General features: G+C 58.9%; 7 protein-coding genes. 6 read left to right on the top strand and 1 reads right to left on the bottom strand.

Annotation, left to right across the window (positions count from 1 at the left end):
- Window positions 1-519: 519 nt before the first annotated feature.
- Complete coding sequence (locus tag GSQ90_RS16905) at window positions 520-771, top strand: toxin-activating lysine-acyltransferase (RefSeq protein WP_158816036.1); 252 nt, start codon at window positions 520-522, stop codon at window positions 769-771.
- Window positions 768-1,352: a hypothetical protein gene (locus tag GSQ90_RS16900; RefSeq protein WP_158816035.1), complete on the top strand. Its 585-nt coding sequence runs from the start codon at window positions 768-770 to the stop codon at window positions 1,350-1,352. The genes GSQ90_RS16905 and GSQ90_RS16900 overlap by 4 nt, the downstream gene beginning before the upstream one ends.
- Window positions 1,353-1,555: 203 nt before the next feature.
- Here the strand turns inward: GSQ90_RS16900 and GSQ90_RS32435 are convergent, their stop codons facing one another.
- On the bottom strand, window positions 1,556-2,008 hold the full coding sequence (locus GSQ90_RS32435; protein WP_246731647.1) for a hypothetical protein: 453 nt from the start codon (window positions 2,006-2,008) through the stop codon (window positions 1,556-1,558).
- Between the two features lie 593 nt (window positions 2,009-2,601).
- Between GSQ90_RS32435 and GSQ90_RS16890 the strand changes: the two genes are divergently transcribed.
- From GSQ90_RS16890 to GSQ90_RS16875, 4 genes are all read left to right on the top strand, one after another.
- On the top strand, window positions 2,602-3,153 hold the full coding sequence (locus GSQ90_RS16890) for a toxin-activating lysine-acyltransferase (RefSeq protein ID WP_158816034.1): 552 nt from the start codon (window positions 2,602-2,604) through the stop codon (window positions 3,151-3,153).
- Window positions 3,154-3,250: 97 nt separating this feature from the next.
- Window positions 3,251-3,970, top strand: a complete 720-nt coding sequence (locus GSQ90_RS16885; protein WP_158816033.1) for a hypothetical protein — start codon at window positions 3,251-3,253, stop codon at window positions 3,968-3,970.
- Window positions 3,971-4,250: 280 nt separating this feature from the next.
- A complete protein-coding gene (locus GSQ90_RS16880) occupies window positions 4,251-16,517 on the top strand; it encodes a calcium-binding protein (protein ID WP_158816032.1) in 12,267 nt (4,088 codons plus the stop codon).
- A 45-nt stretch (window positions 16,518-16,562) separates the two neighbouring features.
- A partial coding sequence (locus GSQ90_RS16875) for an ABC transporter transmembrane domain-containing protein (protein ID WP_371418397.1) occupies window positions 16,563-17,951 on the top strand: 1,389 nt, incomplete at its 3' end.

Here is a 17,951-nt window from a genome sequence, read left to right as displayed (position 1 = left end):
CGATATTCGAAATGAGCTGCGGCTATGCGCTGGACGATGCGATGCCGGCCGAGCGGATCGCGCTCTTGGCCAAGGACCGGGCGGTGCTGGCTGCGCGCGAGGCGGAACACGAGGCGGCGCGGCGCGGGCTGTTCGAGCCGCTGGGCTGAGGCGGCCGAAGCGCTGCGCCGGGAGCAGGCGCGGTGGCGTAGCTCATCGAGTTTAGTCCTGCGAATCGAGGGATATCAGGGCTTTGCAGGTCGGTTTAGTTTCGTGGCCTCTCCCTGTAGGCGCGTAGCCGAAAACGGTGATTGGCCGTCCGGCATTTGTCAAATGATGCACAACAATGAACAGCGCATGTTCAAATCGATTGTTTCGAATATGCGGGCAACGCGCCTATAGTCGGGAAGAATGAATCGGCAGTCTGGAGCGCCGGGATGGGGCTCAAGCGTGCATGATTCGGTCGCGACGTTTTTTGCAATCATCCAGGGCAGGGGCCCCATTGAACGCGTTTCGAGCAGAATCAGGGCGCGGCGCTTCGTGACCGCAGGGGAAGCGCGAAGCGTCGGGCTCGACTCGGAATTCCTGAAATCTCTGGACCCGGCGCTGGTCGGCGCCGCCGCGTCCAAGCTGTTTGCCGCAAGCATCGGCGATATCGTCGTCGTGCTGTCGCGCTCGCCTGCGCATAAACATTATTCGCTCGCCCATATCGAATGGATGGCGCTGCCGCCGGTGGCGGCTGGGCAGTTTTATGTGGCGGCTGGGGCGATCAAGCAAGGTGATTCGTTATGATCGCTCCGGAGCTCGAACTGAGGCGCGTGGCGAGAATCAAACGTGAGGTCCTCATAAAAAAAGGGGAAATACGCTTCCGTCTCTGGAGCGCGGTCGCACCCTTTCTCATGCTTTTGGCGATCTGTCTTCCTTGCGGGGCTTGGGCGGAGCAGGCCGAGGCGTCAGCGTCAAAAGAAGGCGGCCCACCTGTCATCAAGCTTCCGCTCGACGTTGTCGAGCCGCCGCGCAATGTCGCGGCGACTCAGTGGAATTCGCCGTATTGTGCGCATTGGGAAGACGGGTGCATTGAATGCATGCGCGCTACCGTTGGCAACGCCCCTCAATGCAACGAAGAGACGGGTAGGGACGGCCAGGATCAAAACGATATACGCACCGCCAATTGCAAGCGGCGTGCTGTGATTTGTTTTAAGGCTCTCGACGAGACCTACTTCAATCGGATTTGTCGAGGTTTTTATGTAGAACAATATTTTAAAGGTAGAGATGGTGTTTTCTTTGCGGACGGCCCCCCCAACAGCACGGTTGGCGCTTTGCAAACGGCCGCTGGGTCTCCGATTCCATTCCTGCGCGCGCTCCAGAGCTAGCGCTGCGCACGCCAATGCGTCAGCTGTCCGATCAAGGATATTTCTACGTGTATGGTGCGCAGATTAATTCACATTTGCCCCTAATGCCCGCCTTCGGACCTGGCGTTTGGGGCGTGCGGTGTGTGTCTTCTTACGACAGGGATTGATTCGATGTCTAACGATCCGTCGGAAGGTTACTACGGAATTACGGTGACACGCCCGAATTACGGTGACACGCCCGTCAATACCTTATTGGCTCGCCTCTTGCGCGGCTTGGCAGCGACTGGGTTCTTCGGCTTTGGTCCACGCTTGCCGGGCGCCGCGTTGCACCCAAGCTGGCGGCTGATGGCGTCCAGAAAGGCGGGAGCGCCAAGAGGGCGCCCGATCAGTTCGCCCCGGCGCAGCGGGATGAAAGCGTCGTCGTCGGGTTCGCCATCGAGAAGATCGGCAAAGCGCGGCGCGCGCGCGAGCAAGGGCCGCACCTCGACGAGGCCGTCGTCGCGGCCTTGAAGATGCGCGCGCACGCTCGAATGGGGCCAGTCCTGCGCGCGCGCCGCCAGCCGCGCCCGCACAGGGTTCAGCGCGACATAACGCGCGGCGGCCATCAGATGGGTTTCGTCCATCGCCAGCGAACCGAAGCGCCCCTGAAACAAGTGTCCGGTCTGGCGCCCGCGCATTGACATAGCCGGCGTAAAGCCGATGCGTGCGCGACAGCGCGAGCGCAAGACCGAAAGCGTCTTGCGGCGTCAGGATCAGATGCGCGTGATTGGGCATGAGGCAATAGGCCCAGCAGGAGACGCCAAAACCGCGGCGCGACTCGGCCAGCCAGTCGCGATAGAGCGCATAATCGTCGGCTTCGAAGAATATTTTCTCACGCCGGTCGCCACGCTGGGTGACGTGATGCGGCAGACCGGGAACGACGATGCGGGCGATGCGGATCATGACAAAAGCTGGCATAGGTTGTCGAGCTGGTAAATACAGGCGTGTCGCCGTGATTGTCGGACGGCGCTGTGATGAGCGACCTTGTGCTGGGGGCCGACGAATTGCCGTCCGCCGTTTGTCCAATGATGCACAAGACTGAACAGCGCATGTTCAAATCGATTGTTTCGAATATGCGGGTAAGGCGCCTATAGTCGACAATAGTGAATCGGCAGTCTGGAGCGCCGGGATGGGGCTCAGGCGCGCATGGTTCGGCCGCGATGTTTTTGCGATCATTCAGGGCGGGGGCCTCGTTGAACGAGTTTCGAGGGAAACCAGGGCGCGGCGCTTCGTGAGCACTGGGGAAGCGCGCGGCATCGGGCTCGACCCGCAATTCCTGAAATCGCTCGACCCGGCGCTGGTCGGCGCCGCCGCGTCCAAGCTGTTTGCCGCGAGCGTCGGCGATATCGTCGTCGTGCTGTCGCGCTCGCCTGTGCATAAACATTATTCGCTCATTGACATCGAATGGATGGTGCTGCCGGCGGCGGCTGCGGGGCAGTTTTATGTGGCGGAAGTGGCGCATAAAGGGAGCGGTTTCCGCGGGCCGATCGCCGTCGTCACCTGGGCGTTTGTGTCGGAGGAGGTGGATCAGCGGCTTGAAAATCAAGCGGGCGGTCTCTTTCGATTGCGCCCCGACGAGTGGAAGAGCGGGACGATCGGATGGCTGATCGACGCGGCGGGAAGTCCGGAGGGCATCAAAGCGGCGCTGCGATGGCTTGGCGAAGGGCCGTTCAGGGATCGAGCGCTCAAGGCTGCCGTGCGCGACGCGGGCGGGGCGGCAAGGGTTGGGATGTTAGGAGAGATGATGAAGCGCGCGGCGGAAACCAAGAGTGCGGTCGGATGATGCTATTGCATCCCAATTCGTCGCTTGCGGTCGCGGTTGCCCGGCGCCAGCACCACATGTTTTGCTGCGGTCGACATCGGGCGTCGACATGCGATCAATGAAGCGGTTCGCCAAATTCCTCGCGATTTGCGCCATCATTATCGTGGGCGGCTATGCCGCTTGTTCCGCTCTCTACCCGACCTTCTACCTGCATTATCGGCTCTCGCTCGATCTCGACGTTGACGGCAAGGCGCAGACAAGTTCGGGGGTGGTGGAGATCGCGTACCCCATCTTGAGTGAGTTCCGTCTCGGTGAAGGTCGCAAGTTTGCAGGCATCTTTCATGGCAATGCAATCACCATCGACCTTGGTCAGCGCGGGCTGGTGTTTATCGTCAACATGATGTCGCTGGCTCCCGCGAATAAACCTGGCGCAAGGACAACCCTGCGCCCGCCAGGTTCGGTCCCGCTAATTGACTTACCGTTCGAAGCTTACGGACTTCCAAGCGATGGCACACCATCAACTATGGAGAGGGTCGTTCAGCAAGTCCAGCAAAAGACGGGCTCCGTCGATGTGACGATCGACAAACTACCGATGTTTGTGCGCTTTACCGATATCAATGACCCGCGTTCGATTGAGGAGATCGATCCCGCCGATCTTGCGGCGACCTTTGGCCCGAGGGTCCGGCTTCTCAGCGCGAGGCTGGAAGTGACTAGGGATCCCGTTACACCGATACCGCCGACTTGGCCAAAATGGTTGGTTGACGCCAAGACGTTGGGATTTTTGATGAGGGGTAGGGTCGGAGTCGATTTGTGGCTCAAAGCCTTTAAGGGAGAGTAAGGCGGTGGATACGAACAATCCGAACAACGTCTTAATGCTCGCCATAATGGCGATGGACGCGTACAATCAAGATTCAGATCCGAAAGACACTCCTCCCGTTATAACGACAGCGCTAGATAAATATGCAAATGCGCTTGGCGACGCCACTATCATCAGCAAAGAGTACGATCCGGACACTTTGTTTGGTGCGGTGGCTTATGATTGGGGCGGTCAAACAATAATCGCGTATCGAGGGACGGTTTTCACGTCCTTCTCTACTGAAGCATGGGACGGCTACGGCGTGGGCGCGGGTTCCCCGTATGGCGCTCAAGCGGCCGAAGCCGTTCAGTTTTATCAAGAGACTGTCGAATCGACTCAGCAGGACGGAAGCAATTATTCCGGCGCGAACATTGTACTCACAGGTCATTCGTTGGGCGGGGGGCTGGCTGGTTACGTCGGCGCTCTTTACGGTGAGTCGGGTGTTCTCTTCGACAATATGCCGTTCCAAATGGCGGCGCAGGACGCCTATGATTATGCGTTGAATCAGGTTCTTCCCGCCGACGCGACGCTGGCGGACGAAATCTATGGCTCGAACACGCCGTATCCGAACAATGTGAACTATTTGAGCGCCTACTCTGTTACGGGCCAGATTATTGGGCAGGGGGGAATAGGCAATATTGCGGGCGGCCAGACGATATTGCCGACGCAAATTAATCCATATGGGAGCCCTGGGTTACTGCCTCTACTCAACGATGTCGCCCTTCACTCTCAGGCCCTGCTTATTTCCCTGCTTTGGGCTCAAGATAATAGTCACACGCTGTGGGAATCGATTGGGACTCCTCTTCTCAACACTTTCTTCGGCGCCAAGAGCCAAAATATCGCCACAGCTCTCGGGCTCGGGGGCAATTCAAGCATTCCGCTCACGGAAATCGCCTACACCGCGCTCGGCATGGTTTCACCCGGCGCTTCGGACCCCTTCGGCACGACTGCGCTGAGTTCGCTTTTCACGGACGCCGACACGCTCGGAAAATTGCAAAGCGGCAACCAGTTGGTTGGATTGCTCGCCGGCGACGACGTGCTCAATTCCTTCGCTGAAATCCTTTATCAATATGCAGGCGATCAGGCCGCATCTGCGCAAACGGACGCAAGTTTCCTCGGGGGGGCCTTCTCCCTGGCTGGGGACGACGAAGTCCTCAAGATCAATCTTAATCCGGCCAATTGGATTTCGACGTTTAGCGTCGGCTCGGCTTCAAACACTACCGGCCAGGACAACATTGTTGGTGTTGACGACTTCACTACCGCGTTGGAAGCGAACTACAAAAACATCACCGGCGACGTCATTGGCGCCGAGGTTCCGCTAACTCTGTTGGATCAACTCGACGACGCGGTTGCAGACAGCGCGATTACCCAGATTTTCGCCGGGCTTGGCTCGACGGGTGCGACAATCATGGGTTCTAATGCCCCGAATACGTACGATGGGCTGCCAGGTGGCGACTTGATTGTTGGCAACAATGGCGACGATACGATTACCGGATCGACGGGGCAGGACTTCATTTTCCTCGGCAACGGTTCGAATGTCGTCAACGCCACCTGGGGCGACGACGTCATTACAGAGGGTACTGGGCAGACCACGATCAATCTCGACGAGACGGCGTTCAACGAAGGGCAGTTTTCTGCGAGCAGCGACGTAACCTATGTGCTTTCGAGCCGAGACGGTGGTTCGACGATTGTCGATATTGGCGAGGGCCTGACAGGCGACTTCAAGGTTTATACCGATCAAAACTCGCCCTTTGGTCCCGGCAAAGGTTGGACCGAATATGTCGGTGTGGACGCGGGCGAGACCTATACGCTTTGGGTTCAGGGACCTGCGACACTGGGCTTGAATAACGCAAGCATAAACCTGCTTTTGCCGACCAGCGCGTCCAGCAATACAGGCGCCAGCACCGACGAGTTCGGCAACGGCACCGCTCCGCAGCTTAATCTCACGGAGAATGACGATTTTACCTCTCTGAGCATCGCAGGACAGTGGGGTCAGGACCAGGCGATCGCAACAAGCGTGATTGATCCCGGCGATCCGTCATCCGGCTACGGCAACAAACTCTATGCCGAGGAATACACGGCCAAGATGCTGTCTAAAGAAACGATCCTCGTCACGCAATTTGACTCGTCGGGCATTTTCGGTGGAAGCGAGGTCGCCTCGGATAGCACGGCGACATTCAACGGAATCGTCTTCAACGGCGATCAATTGCAGGGCACGGGGCTGACGTTCGACGACTTCCAGATTCTCTACGGCAGCACCGACGAAAACCAGGACGACTACATTTCCGGCGCCACCGATTTCAAGAACATCTATCTCGGCAACGGCAATAACGTCATCGACAATCTCTCCGGCGGCGTGCTGCCGGGTCAGCAGAGTCTGGGCGCGGCGGCCAATTGGGTCACGGTCGATCTGGGCTCGGGCAATTCGCAGGTGCTCGGCACGACGGCGGCGGGGTCGGTAATCACGGCCGACGGCAATTCGCATCACGACATCATCGAGATATCGCCGGACATTCTCCTCAACGGCCTGACCGCCGACGACAAGCTGGTTTACGGCGGGACTGTCCTGACCGGCGGCACGCATAATATGGCGCTGGAGACGCCTTATTATTATTCGGCCGACGATTCCATCGAATACGCCGTCAACGACCAGGACCAGCTCGTGATCACGCCGACGTGGTCGAGCATCTACCAGAGCGTGGAAGCACTTCTCGGCTTGCCGACGATCGACGTCTCGACCTATGTCGCCAATTACCAGCCCTATACCGCGACCGCGCCAGGCACGGCGGGTATATCGCTGATTGCCTTTAGCGCGCAGGCGCTCAATCCGTTCACGACGCCGCACACCGGCTCGATCTTCAGCATCTGGACGCTGTTCAACCTGGAAAAGCAGAAGGGGGTCGATCCGCTGGTGGTCGACCTGACGGGGCAGGGACTGAATCTCACGGCGAACGAGCCGGGCTCCGGCGCGCGCTTCGACGTCAACAACGACGGTTTCGCCAATCCCTCGTCCTGGACAACTTCGAGCGAGGGTTTCCTGGTGACGGTTGACGCGCAGGGCGACGTCAGCCTCGTCACGGGCTTCGCGCAGCTCGCGGCCTATGATTCCAATGGCGACGGCGAAATCACCGATACAGATTTGAGCAGCGCGGCCGACGCGGCTTTGCCGCAACTGCGCGTCTGGGTCGATACCAACGAGGACCATACGCCGCAAGCCGGTGAATTGCTGACGCTCGATCAGGCCGGCGTCGCGTCTATTTCACTGAGTTCGACGAGCGAGCCCGCGGCGACGTTCAACGGCGACAGCCAGGTGCTGTCGACCGCCAGCGTCACGTTGAGCAGCGGCGTGCAATCGACGGTGTCGGACGTGCTGCTCAAGGTCGACGAGGCCGATTCGACCTGGCTCGGCGACGACAGCGTCACCGCCAACGCTGCCGCTCTGCCTGACCTCAAGGGTTTCGGCACATTGCCCGATCTTTCCGTCGCGCTGTCGCTCGACGAGGATGCGCAAGTGGCCGCGGGGACCCTCGTCGCGGGCCAGCAGAGCGCGCTCGAAGCGGAAATCTCCAGCGATCTCACAGCGGCCGCGCCGCTCGCTATCGCCACGCCGACTTTGGCGAACTGGCGCGCGCTGATGGACCCGATCCTGACCGCCTGGACTGAGGCGCTGCCCAATCCGCTGGCGTCGACATCGGGGGATTGGTGGCAGGGCGTCGACAATCCCGACGCGACCGGTGTTTCCGTGCTCGGGCAGGGGGGCTCATCGGGGAGCGCCCAGTCGGGCGGCAATCCCTCCGCCTATAATCTCGTCCAGGCCAATCCGGACGGCTCGCAGACCATTCTCGACAGCCTCGTCTACACGATCGGCTCGACGACAATCACCGAGACCGATCCGACGACCGGCCAGCCGACCGAAGTCGTCGAGCCGATCGGCTATTGGAGCCTCGCTTCGGGCGCCCCGATTACCGATTCCTCGGGCAATGTGATCGCCGACCCGACGCTCGCGCAGGCGCTGGCGACGCCGCTCGGCGCCGGCCAGAGCTTTGCCGTCAGCAACCGCTTCGACGATTACGTGCTGACGCAGGCTAATGCCGACGGATCGCAGACTGCCCTCGACACGCTGCAGTTCATCGCGACACCCGATCTGCCGGGTTCGACCGGCTATTGGGCATTCGCGTCGGGCCGCTCGATTACGGATTCGGCGGGCGATGTCGTCGCTGACCCGACGCTCGCGCAGGCATTGGCGACGCCGATCGCCTCAGATGATTCCTTCGTGCTCAACGGCGATGCGAGTAATTCGGCCTCCAATGTGCAGCCGAACTATTATTTTGTCACGAACACCAATGCGGTTGGGACGCAAACCGTCGTCGACGACCTCGAATACAAAGTCAGTTCCGTCACCGTGGAACAATATGATCCTTCGATGGGCGACGATGTCGCGGTCACCGAGTCGGTCGGCCATTGGGTGTTCGGGTCGGGCGCGAATGTGACGGATGCAAGCGGAAACGTGATCACCGATGCGACGCTCGCGCAGGCGCTGGCGACGCCGCTCGCGGCCGATGACAGCTTCACCGAATTGACCAGCTCGGAAATCAATTTCCTCGAACGGTATAGCGGCGAGCAAATCGATCTGGGCGAGGCGACCACGAATCCGAGCGCCTGGATGAGCATTCTCGACGATTTCGTGGGGCCGCTCAACGCCGACATGAATCTTCTGACCGTGCGCTTGATGGTGCAGGGGCCGCTCTCCCAGACGATTTTCGCCGGCATCCAATATAACGATCAGACGGATGAGTTCACGGCCAAGACCGCGCTTGGCATGGAGCCGGTCTATCAGGCCATTTTCGCATCGCTGCAAGGCGTGGACAGCGCGGATGCGGTCGCCACCCTTACGCAGTGGAAGACGATCCTCAACGCTATCCTGAGCAATTACGTGCGGCCCGACGGCGTCGACCTGTCGCAGGGCTATATTTTTTCCAACATCGTCGGCGCCTATGAGGCAAGCCCTCTATCAGCGTCGCTGGTCGATGTCGCCGCCGCGCTTGGGATCACCCGCTCGGAAATTCAGGTCGGGACCGGCACGATCACGGGAACCTCGGACGACAATCTGTTCTACGTCGGTCCCGGGCAAAACACCTATGTCGGCGATGATTCCTACGATAATTACGTCGCCGGTTCACAGTTCGGCGACAGCGTCATCGATGATGTCGACGGCGTTACGAAGCAGCAATCCAACATTCTGCGCTTCGCCAGCCTGACTTCGACAGAAGTCACCGCTAGCCGCAACGGCGACGACCTCATCCTGACCGATACGCTCGATGGGGCGACGCTGACAATCGTCAACGAATTCACCAATCCGGAAGACTATGCCGGCAATGTCGCGCCGGCCTATGGCGTCACGGAGATCATGTTCGCCGACGGCGTCGACTGGTCGAAGAGCGACATGTCCTATCAGGTCGCGCAATGGAACACACACGACGAGGTGATCACGGGCACGACCGGCGATGACGTGCTCGTCGGCGGTCCCGGCGATACGCTGGTGGGCACTGGTGGAAACGAGACGTATATTTATGAATCCAGCTTCGGCAGCATGACCATTGAGCCGAACAAATCCACGCAGACCTCCAACAACGATACGCTCATCTTCAGCGATTTGAGCGAAGACGATTTGATCTTCAGCCGCGGGACCGGGAGCGCGTTCGACGACCTGCTCATCACGGTCAAGGGGACAGGCGACCAGATCGACGTCAAAGGGCAGTTCAACTTCATTTATACAATTGTCGGCTCCTGGTGGATCAACCGGGTCGACGCGTTTGTGTTTTCGAATGGCGCGTCATTAAGCGCCGACGATCTGATGCCGATGATCGTGGCGAGCGAGGACGCCTCCGGCGGCCCCGTCTACGGTTTTGCCGGCGATGACACGATCGATCCCGGTCCCGGCAATCACAACCGTCTTTTGTCCGGCGGCAATGGCGACGACACCTATGATTTCGATCTTGGCTATGGCAGCGTCGTCATCGACCAAAATCGCACCAATCTCAATTACGGCGGCGTCAGTTCGATCGACTTTGGCTCCGGCATCACGCTGGACGATCTCGTTTTCAGCCGGCCCAATCTCAACGACCTGACGATCAAGATCGCTGGAACCGATGACCAGATCACGATCGATAGTCAGTTCGATTACACCAACGCAATCATTCTGACCGGCTATTTCCAGCGCATCGACTATCTCAATTTCTCCGACGGCTCGCACATCAACGCCGACCAGTTGATGACCCTGCTCGTTCAGCAGGAAGAGGCGTCGGACGCTCCCGTCATTGAAGGCTTTGCGGGCGACGACATATTCACCCCAGGCCAGAACAATCGCGGCACTTTGTTTTCCGGCGGAGATGGCACGGACACCTATAATTTTGACCGCGGCGACGGCTCGATCGTTATCGAGCAAGCCGAGACCAACCTGCTTGACGACGGCCCCGCGACGATCGCATTCGGCGCTGGAATTTCGTTCTCCGACCTGTCGTTCCAGAACGTCTGGGGGACCAACAATCTCCTCATCACGATCAACGGAACCGATGATTCGATTCTAGTCGCCGGCCAATATAATTGGAACGAATCGCTGGTCTGGAATCCGGATCGGGTTTTCAATTTCACGTTCGCCGACGGCTCGTCCTATTCATGGACTCAGATCGAGGCGGCGACGAACATTACGGCGCCGCCGCCAAATTCTTTGATCTCGTCGTCGAACGACGACGACATTCTCGTGGCCGGGAGCGGTGACGATTATTTCATGGGCAAGGCTGGCAGCCATACCTATGAATTTGCATCCGGCTTCGGCCAGGACGTCATCTACAATGAAAACCCGGGATTCTACAGCGACTCTCCCGACGATCGCGTCGTCTTCGGCCCCGGCATTTCCGAATCCGATATGGAATTTGCGCGCGACGGCAACGATCTCATCATCCACGAGATGGGAACAACATCGACGCTGACGATCGTCAATCAGGTTCCTGGCAGCTTCAACTACATCAATAGTTTCGATTTCGCCGACGGCACAGTTCTGACCGACGCCCAGATTGAGTCGCTCATCGACACAGGTCCGGCCTCGACCATAGAATCGGTCAATGGCAACACGGTGATCAAAACAACGTCCGGTAATCCGCTCCTCAATGATTTGACCGGGCAGCCGATCAGTCAGCTCACCTATTCGAGCGGAGACGGTTTCGTCACCATCGATTTCCTCGGTTACTCCGTCGATACCACATTGACCTTCACAGATATCGCCTCGACTCAAGTGCATATCGCCGCCGAGTCGACCGACAGCGAAGATATGGTTTTCACCTTCGCAGGGTTGCCGGACGACCGACTGATGCTGAGCAGCGCATTCTGGCAAGGCGAGTCGTTTACATTTTCCGATGGCGTGACCTGGTCCGCTCAAGACGTGATGGCGATCTATCTGGCTCAGGCGACCGCATCCGGCGATCCCTTGATAAGTGTGCCGAGCGATTGGACCCAAGCCCCCGAGACGCTCGTTAGCGCGCCCGGTGAACACATATTGACCGGTTCGAGGCAGATTCAAGAAAACTTTGTTTGGGCGCTTGGCGACGGACCCACGACCATTGTCGACAATGATTTCTACGGGCCATTCAACAATGTGCTTTATTTACACGGCGTCACGCCTGATGAGGTCCAGATAAAGCAAGACGCTTTGAACGACGACAATATTGATCTTTACGTCGACGGCGCCTTGACGCCGTCCGTTGTGCTGCAGGGGCAATTGTCAGGCACGCGCCCCATCGCGCAAATCCAGTTCGACGACGGCACGGTTTGGCAGGCGACGGACCTCGTTATCGCGCTGAACGGCGGCATCGCCAGCGTTCCGACGCTCGTTGCGACGCCTGGCGACGACACCTTGACGGCGACGAGTGGCAATGACGTTCTCGATCCGGGCCTCGGAAACATCACAATGATCGGCGGCGCCGGCAGCGATGTTTTCGTCTACCGAAGCAGCTATGGCGACGATTTAATCAACGAGAGCGCCAGCAGCTTCTCTTGGCAAGCGGTCAATGTTGTCAGGTTTGAGGACCTCAATGCCTCGGATCTGACTTTCGGCCGCGTCAACAACGATCTGGTTTTGACGGTCAATGCGACCGGCAAGACGCTCACAATTTCCAATTATTTCGTGAGCGATCTGTCCGGCGTAGAGTTCCTGCTTTTTGCCGACGGCACGCAATTGAATTATGCGCAGATCGCGCCGATGGCATGGTATCGGGCGGGTCCTGGAAACGACACTGTCACGTCCGAGAACAGCGACGGGACGATGATCGCCGGCCCTGGCGACGACACGTTCGTCGTGGGAAATATGTATAACAGCGCGAGCACGACGTTAATTTATGGCGCCGCCGACGGAAATCTTGCGATTGACGCTTATTCAATCTGGGGATTTTCCAATACTCTTCAACTAACCGATCTCAACGCGAGCGACGTGACCGTCTCGCGCAGCGACGACGATCTGCTGATCACGGTCAATTCCACTGGCCGCACTATAACGGTCGGAGGAGAATTCGGCTCCAGCACGAATTACGGCGTTCAGCAGATCGATTTCGCCGATGGCGCGACTTGGAACTGGAGCCAGATCGAAGCGGCCGCCTGGTTCCGGGCTGGCGCGGGCAACGTCACCTTGACCTCGCCAAGCGGCCTGAACGCGACGCTTGTCGCCGGCGCGGGCGACGACACGTTTGTCGAAGCGAACGCCTATGGCGGCAATGATACGTTTATGTACTCAGCATCGGACGGCAATCTCTCGATAGATGTGCAGTCATTCTGGGGATTTTCCAACACCCTTGATCTCACTGATCTCAACGCCAGCGATCTGACCTTCTCGCGCAGCGACGATGATCTTCTAATTATGATCAACTCGACCGGGCGCACGATCACGGTCGATGATGAGTTCGAGTCCAGCACAAACGACGGCATTCAGCAGATCGCCTTTGCGAACGGGACGGAGTGGAATTTGTCGGAAGGCGCAGATAGCGTCTCCGCGATACTCGCATCCGAAGCGGTGGCGTTCCTCATTTCTCCATCGCAGCAGGACGATAGCGTCGCTCAGTTGCAGACGGGTGTGGCGCGCTACGGCGACACCGCCGTCTTCGCGACGAATGGGACGTCGGCGAACGACGTTTTGTTTCTCGGATCATCGAATGTTGATTTATCAGGCGGGGGCGGGGCGGACATCTATGTCTATTCGTCTTCGGGGGGTGATGACGTCATCGCCGATCCCGGCTCGTCGTCGCAATTGGTGTTTTCCGACATCGACGCTTCGGATGTGACGCTGTCGCGCGACGGGGGCGGCGACGGCAACGACCTCATCATCACGACTAACTCGACGGGTAAGACGATCACCGTCGATGGGCAGTTCAATCCGCCCTGGGCGTCGTCAGGTCCGTTGCAAAGCTTCACCTTCGCCGATGGCGCGGTTTGGAGCGCGGCCGAAGTGAAGCAGATTGTGCTCAACCAAGAGAGTGCGGCGTCTTCAGGCTCGATATACGGCTACACCGGCAGCAACGACACGCTTGTGGCGGGCCCGGGCAATAAATATCTCTCGGGCGGCGTCGATGGATCGGAGACTTACGTCTATTCGTCGGCAGGAGGCGACGACGTCATCAACGACGGCGGCTCGACCTCGCAGTTGGTGTTTTCGGACATCGACGCTTCGGATGTGACGCTGTCGCGCGACGGCGGCGGCGCCGGCAACGATCTCGTGATCACCGTGAACTCGACGGGCAAGACGGTCACGATCGATAACCAGTTCAATCCCCCCTGGGCGTCGGGCCCGTTGCAAAGCTTCACCTTCGCCGATGGCGCGGTTTGGAGCGCGGCCGAAGTGAAGCAGATTGTGCTCAACCAAGAGAGCGCGGCGTCTTCAGGCTCGATATACGGCTACACCGGCAGCAACGACACGCTTGTGGCGGGCCCGGGCAATAAATATCTCTCGGGCGGCGTCGATGGATCGGAGACTTACGTCTATTCGTCGGCAGGAGGTGACGACGTCATCAACGACGGCAGCTCGACCTCGCAGTTGGTATTTTCGGACATCGATGCTTCGGATGTAACGCTGTCGCGTGACGGAGGCGGCGCCGGCAACGACCTCGTGATCACCGTCAATTCGACGGGCAAGACGGTCACGGTCGATAACCAGTTCAATCCCCCCTGGGCGTCGGGCCCGTTGCAAAGCTTCACCTTCGCCGATGGCACGGTTTGGAGCGCGGCCGAAGTGAAGCAGATTGTACTCAACCAAGAGAGCGCGGCGTCTTCAGGCTCGATATATGGTTACAACGGCAGCAACGACACGCTGGTTGCGGGCCCGGGCAATAAATACCTCTCGGGCGGCGTCAACGGATCGGAGACTTACGTCTATTCGTCTTTGGGGGGCGACGACGTCATCAACGACAGCGCATATTCAACGTCGCAGTTGGTGTTTTCGGACATCGACGCTTCGGATGTAACGCTGTCGCGTGACGGAGGCGGCGCCGGCAACGACCTCGTGATCACCGTCAATTCGACGAGCAAGACGGTCACGATCGATAACCAGTTCAATCCCTCCTGGGCGTCGGGCCCGTTGCAAAGCTTCACCTTCGCCGATGGCGCTGTGCTTGACGCGAATGAAGTCCTGCAGATCGTTAGTGATCCAGTGAACCTTTCGATTTCGGCGGCGGAGTTGTCTGCGTCGATCGATGCGATCGAAACAATCCCAGCAATCGAATCGATCACGCTGACCGATGCCGGCACGCCAACTCTATCGCTGACCGCAGGTCAGGCGTTGGACGACACGGTCGCATTGGGCGAGATCACCAACCCAAATTACGATGTCGCCATCCGCGATACAGCGGCGAATGTTTCTGCAAGTATTGCTGATTTAAGCGTGGACACACAAGTCTCGGCGATCACGTTGACCGACGCTGGCGTCCCAACATTGGCGCTCACCGCTGCGCAAGCAATCGACGATACGGTCGCTCTGAACGAAATCACCAATTCCAACTACGTCATTGGCATATCTGACACTTCTGCGGACGTTTCAGCGAATTTCGACGCGCTCAATGGCGACGCTGCGATTTCTTCGATCACGCTGACTGGTAGTGGGACGCCGACTTTGGCGCTCACAGCGGATCAGACGCTCACGGATATGACGGCGCTGGGGAAGATCACCAACATTAATTATGTGGTGGATGTCGCGAACGTGGGAGCCGAAACGGATCAATCGGTCGATATCGCCGGGACGCATGATCTCGTGTCGATCAGCTCCGCTTCGTTGAGTTTTTGGAACGATTCGGCCGCGGCGATAAGTGGGGGCGACGATTCGATCGCGTTGAATGTTGATGACGCCATCACGGTGGCTGGAACGGGGGACACGACGACAATCCAGGGAACTGGCGATAGCGTGACAGCCAATTCAGCGACAGTGAATTTTTGGGACAACGCGAGCGCGACTGTAAGCGGCGCGTCCAACGCAATCATGCTCTATTCGGACGACGCGCTCTCGGCGACGGGGACAGACGATATTGTGACGTTGGATGCGACAGGCAACAGCGTGTCCATTAGTTCTGGCGGATTGAATTTCTGGGATGGCTCCAGCGGAACTGTGTCTGGCACCGACGATTCTTTGACGCTTTATTCTAACAATACGGTCAGCGTGATCGGGGCCAACAACGACGCGACGATTCAAGGAACAGACGACGCTATCTCGATCGCTTCCGGGTCAGTGACTTTCTGGGATGACGCCAGTGGGACAGTAAGCGGGAGCGACGATGCGATCATGCTCTATGCGGATGACGCTCTGACGGCGACGGGGACAAATGACGCCGTCACGATCGATGGGACGGGCAACAGCGTCGCAATGAGTTCGGGCACGGTGACCCTGTGGGATGATTCCAACGCGACAGTGACCGGCTCCGACAATACGATCGTGCTCAATTCCGACGATACCCTTAGCGTCGCGGGGACTGGGAATGTTCTGGCGATACAAGGATCGGATGCGACCGTATCGATCGGCTCCAGCACGGTGAATCTCGATGGCGCCAGTGCGACGATCACCGGGTCTGGCAATACGATTGTGTTCAATTCGAGCGACACTGTCGCGGCGGTCGGGACTAGCGAAACCTATGCCTTCAACTCAGGGGGTGGTCAGGCCACCATCAACGCCGCTGCCGGAACGAACACGGGAACGGTTGATTTCGGTTCGGGCCTCACCGATGAGAATCTGTGGTTCCAGCAGTCTGGCGCCAATCTTCAGATCGATGTCATGGGAACCACCAATAGCTTGACGATCGACGACTGGTTCGGCGGGACCAATGGCGCCCCGGTGCAGGGCTTCGCCACCACGGACGGATTGAAGCTGGATACGCAGGTCGGCCAGCTCGTCACGGCGATGGCGACTTATGCGGCTGATAATAGCGGGTTCAATCCGACGCTGGTGTCGCAAGTTCCGACCGATACGACCTTGCAGAGCGCCGTGGCGGCCGCCTGGCATCATTAAGGGACGGCGAACAACAGCTGAGCAAGCGGGATTGCGGGTGTCATGATGTCGGGCGGAGTACAGGGAGGAACGACTCAGACGGCGGGTCTGGAAACATTTGTTCTGCTGCTTCGCTTTCACGGCATCGCGGCCGATCCCGAACAGATCCGGCATCGGTTTGGCGGCGCCGATATTGGCGTGTCGGAGATGTTGCGCTGTTCGAAGGAGTTCGAGCTTAAGGCGCGGGCGATTTCGAGTAATTGGGCGCGTCTGGCCAAGACCGCCCTGCCGGCGATCGCCCAAAGGCGCGACGGCAGTTTTTTTGTGCTCGGCAAGATCTCCCCTTCGGGCGTTTTGATCCAGGACCCGACGGTCGGCCGGCCGCAGGAATTGACCCGCGCCGATTTCGAAGCGCAATGGAACGGCCGTCTGTTGCTGATGGCGCGCCGTGCGTCGCTAGGCGCTTTGGCGCGGCAGTTCGACATCACCTGGTTCCTGCAGGCCATGGTCAAATACCGGCGCCTGTTCGGCGAGGTGCTGGTCGTCTCATTCTTCCTGCAATTGTTCGCGCTGATCTCGCCGCTGTTCTTTCAGGTGGTCATCGACAAGGTGCTCGTTCACCGGGGCCTGACGACGCTGAATGTGCTGATCATCGGTCTTGTGACGGTGTCGCTGTTCGAGAGCCTGCTGACGGCGCTACGCACCTATGCGTTCTCGCACACGACCAACCGTATCGATGTCGAACTTGGGGCGCGGCTGTTCCGCCATCTCATGGCGCTGCCAATCGCCTATTTCGAGGCGCGGCGCGCAGGCGACAGCGTGGCGCGGGTGCGCGAACTTGAGAATATCCGAAACTTTCTCACCGGCTCGGCGCTGACCCTCGTCATCGATCTGTTCTTCACCTTCGTCTTTCTGGCGGTGATGGCTTATTATTCGGTGTTTCTGACCGGCATCGTGCTGGCGTCGTTTCCGTTTTACATCGCGATCTCGGCGGGCGTGACGCCGATCTTTCGCCGCCGCCTCGCTGAGAAGTTCAATCGCGGCGCCGAAAACCAATCCTTCCTCGTTGAGGCGGTGACCGGCATCCAGACTTTGAAATCCATGGCGGTTGAACCGCAGATGCAGCGGCGCTGGGAAGAACAGCTCGCCGGATATGTGCAGGCGAGCTTCCGCGTCTTGAATATCGGCAATTGGGCGAGCCAGGGCGTCCAGCTCATCAGCAAACTGGTCACCGCCGCCGTGCTGTTCTTCGGCGCCAAGGCGGTCATCGAGGGCAATCTGACAGTCGGGCAATTGGTCGCCTTCAATATGCTGGCCGGCCGCGTGGCCCAGCCAGTGCTGCGGCTTGCCCAGGTCTGGCAGGATTTTCATCAGGCGCGGCTGTCGGTGGCGCGGCTTGGCGATATCCTCAACACCCATCCCGAACCCAGCTTCACGCCGGGCCGCGCCGCGCTT

The sequence above is a fragment of the Methylocapsa sp. S129 genome (assembly GCF_009765995.1).
In the GTDB taxonomy this organism is placed as follows: domain Bacteria; phylum Pseudomonadota; class Alphaproteobacteria; order Rhizobiales; family Beijerinckiaceae; genus Roseiarcus.
Note: the sequence above shows the minus strand (reverse complement) of the source record. Positions and strands in the feature narration are given on the sequence as shown.

Bases quoted from the DNA above. Each gene is read 5' to 3' on its own strand.
- GSQ90_RS16885 (WP_158816033.1), top strand. From the start codon at position 3,251: ATGAAGCGGTTCGCCAAATTCCTCGCGATTTGCGCCATCATTATCGTG.
- GSQ90_RS16900 (WP_158816035.1), top strand. From the start codon at position 768: ATGATCGCTCCGGAGCTCGAACTGAGGCGCGTGGCGAGAATCAAACGT.
- GSQ90_RS32435 (WP_246731647.1), bottom strand. From the start codon at position 2,008: ATGCGCGGGCGCCAGACCGGACACTTGTTTCAGGGGCGCTTCGGTTCG.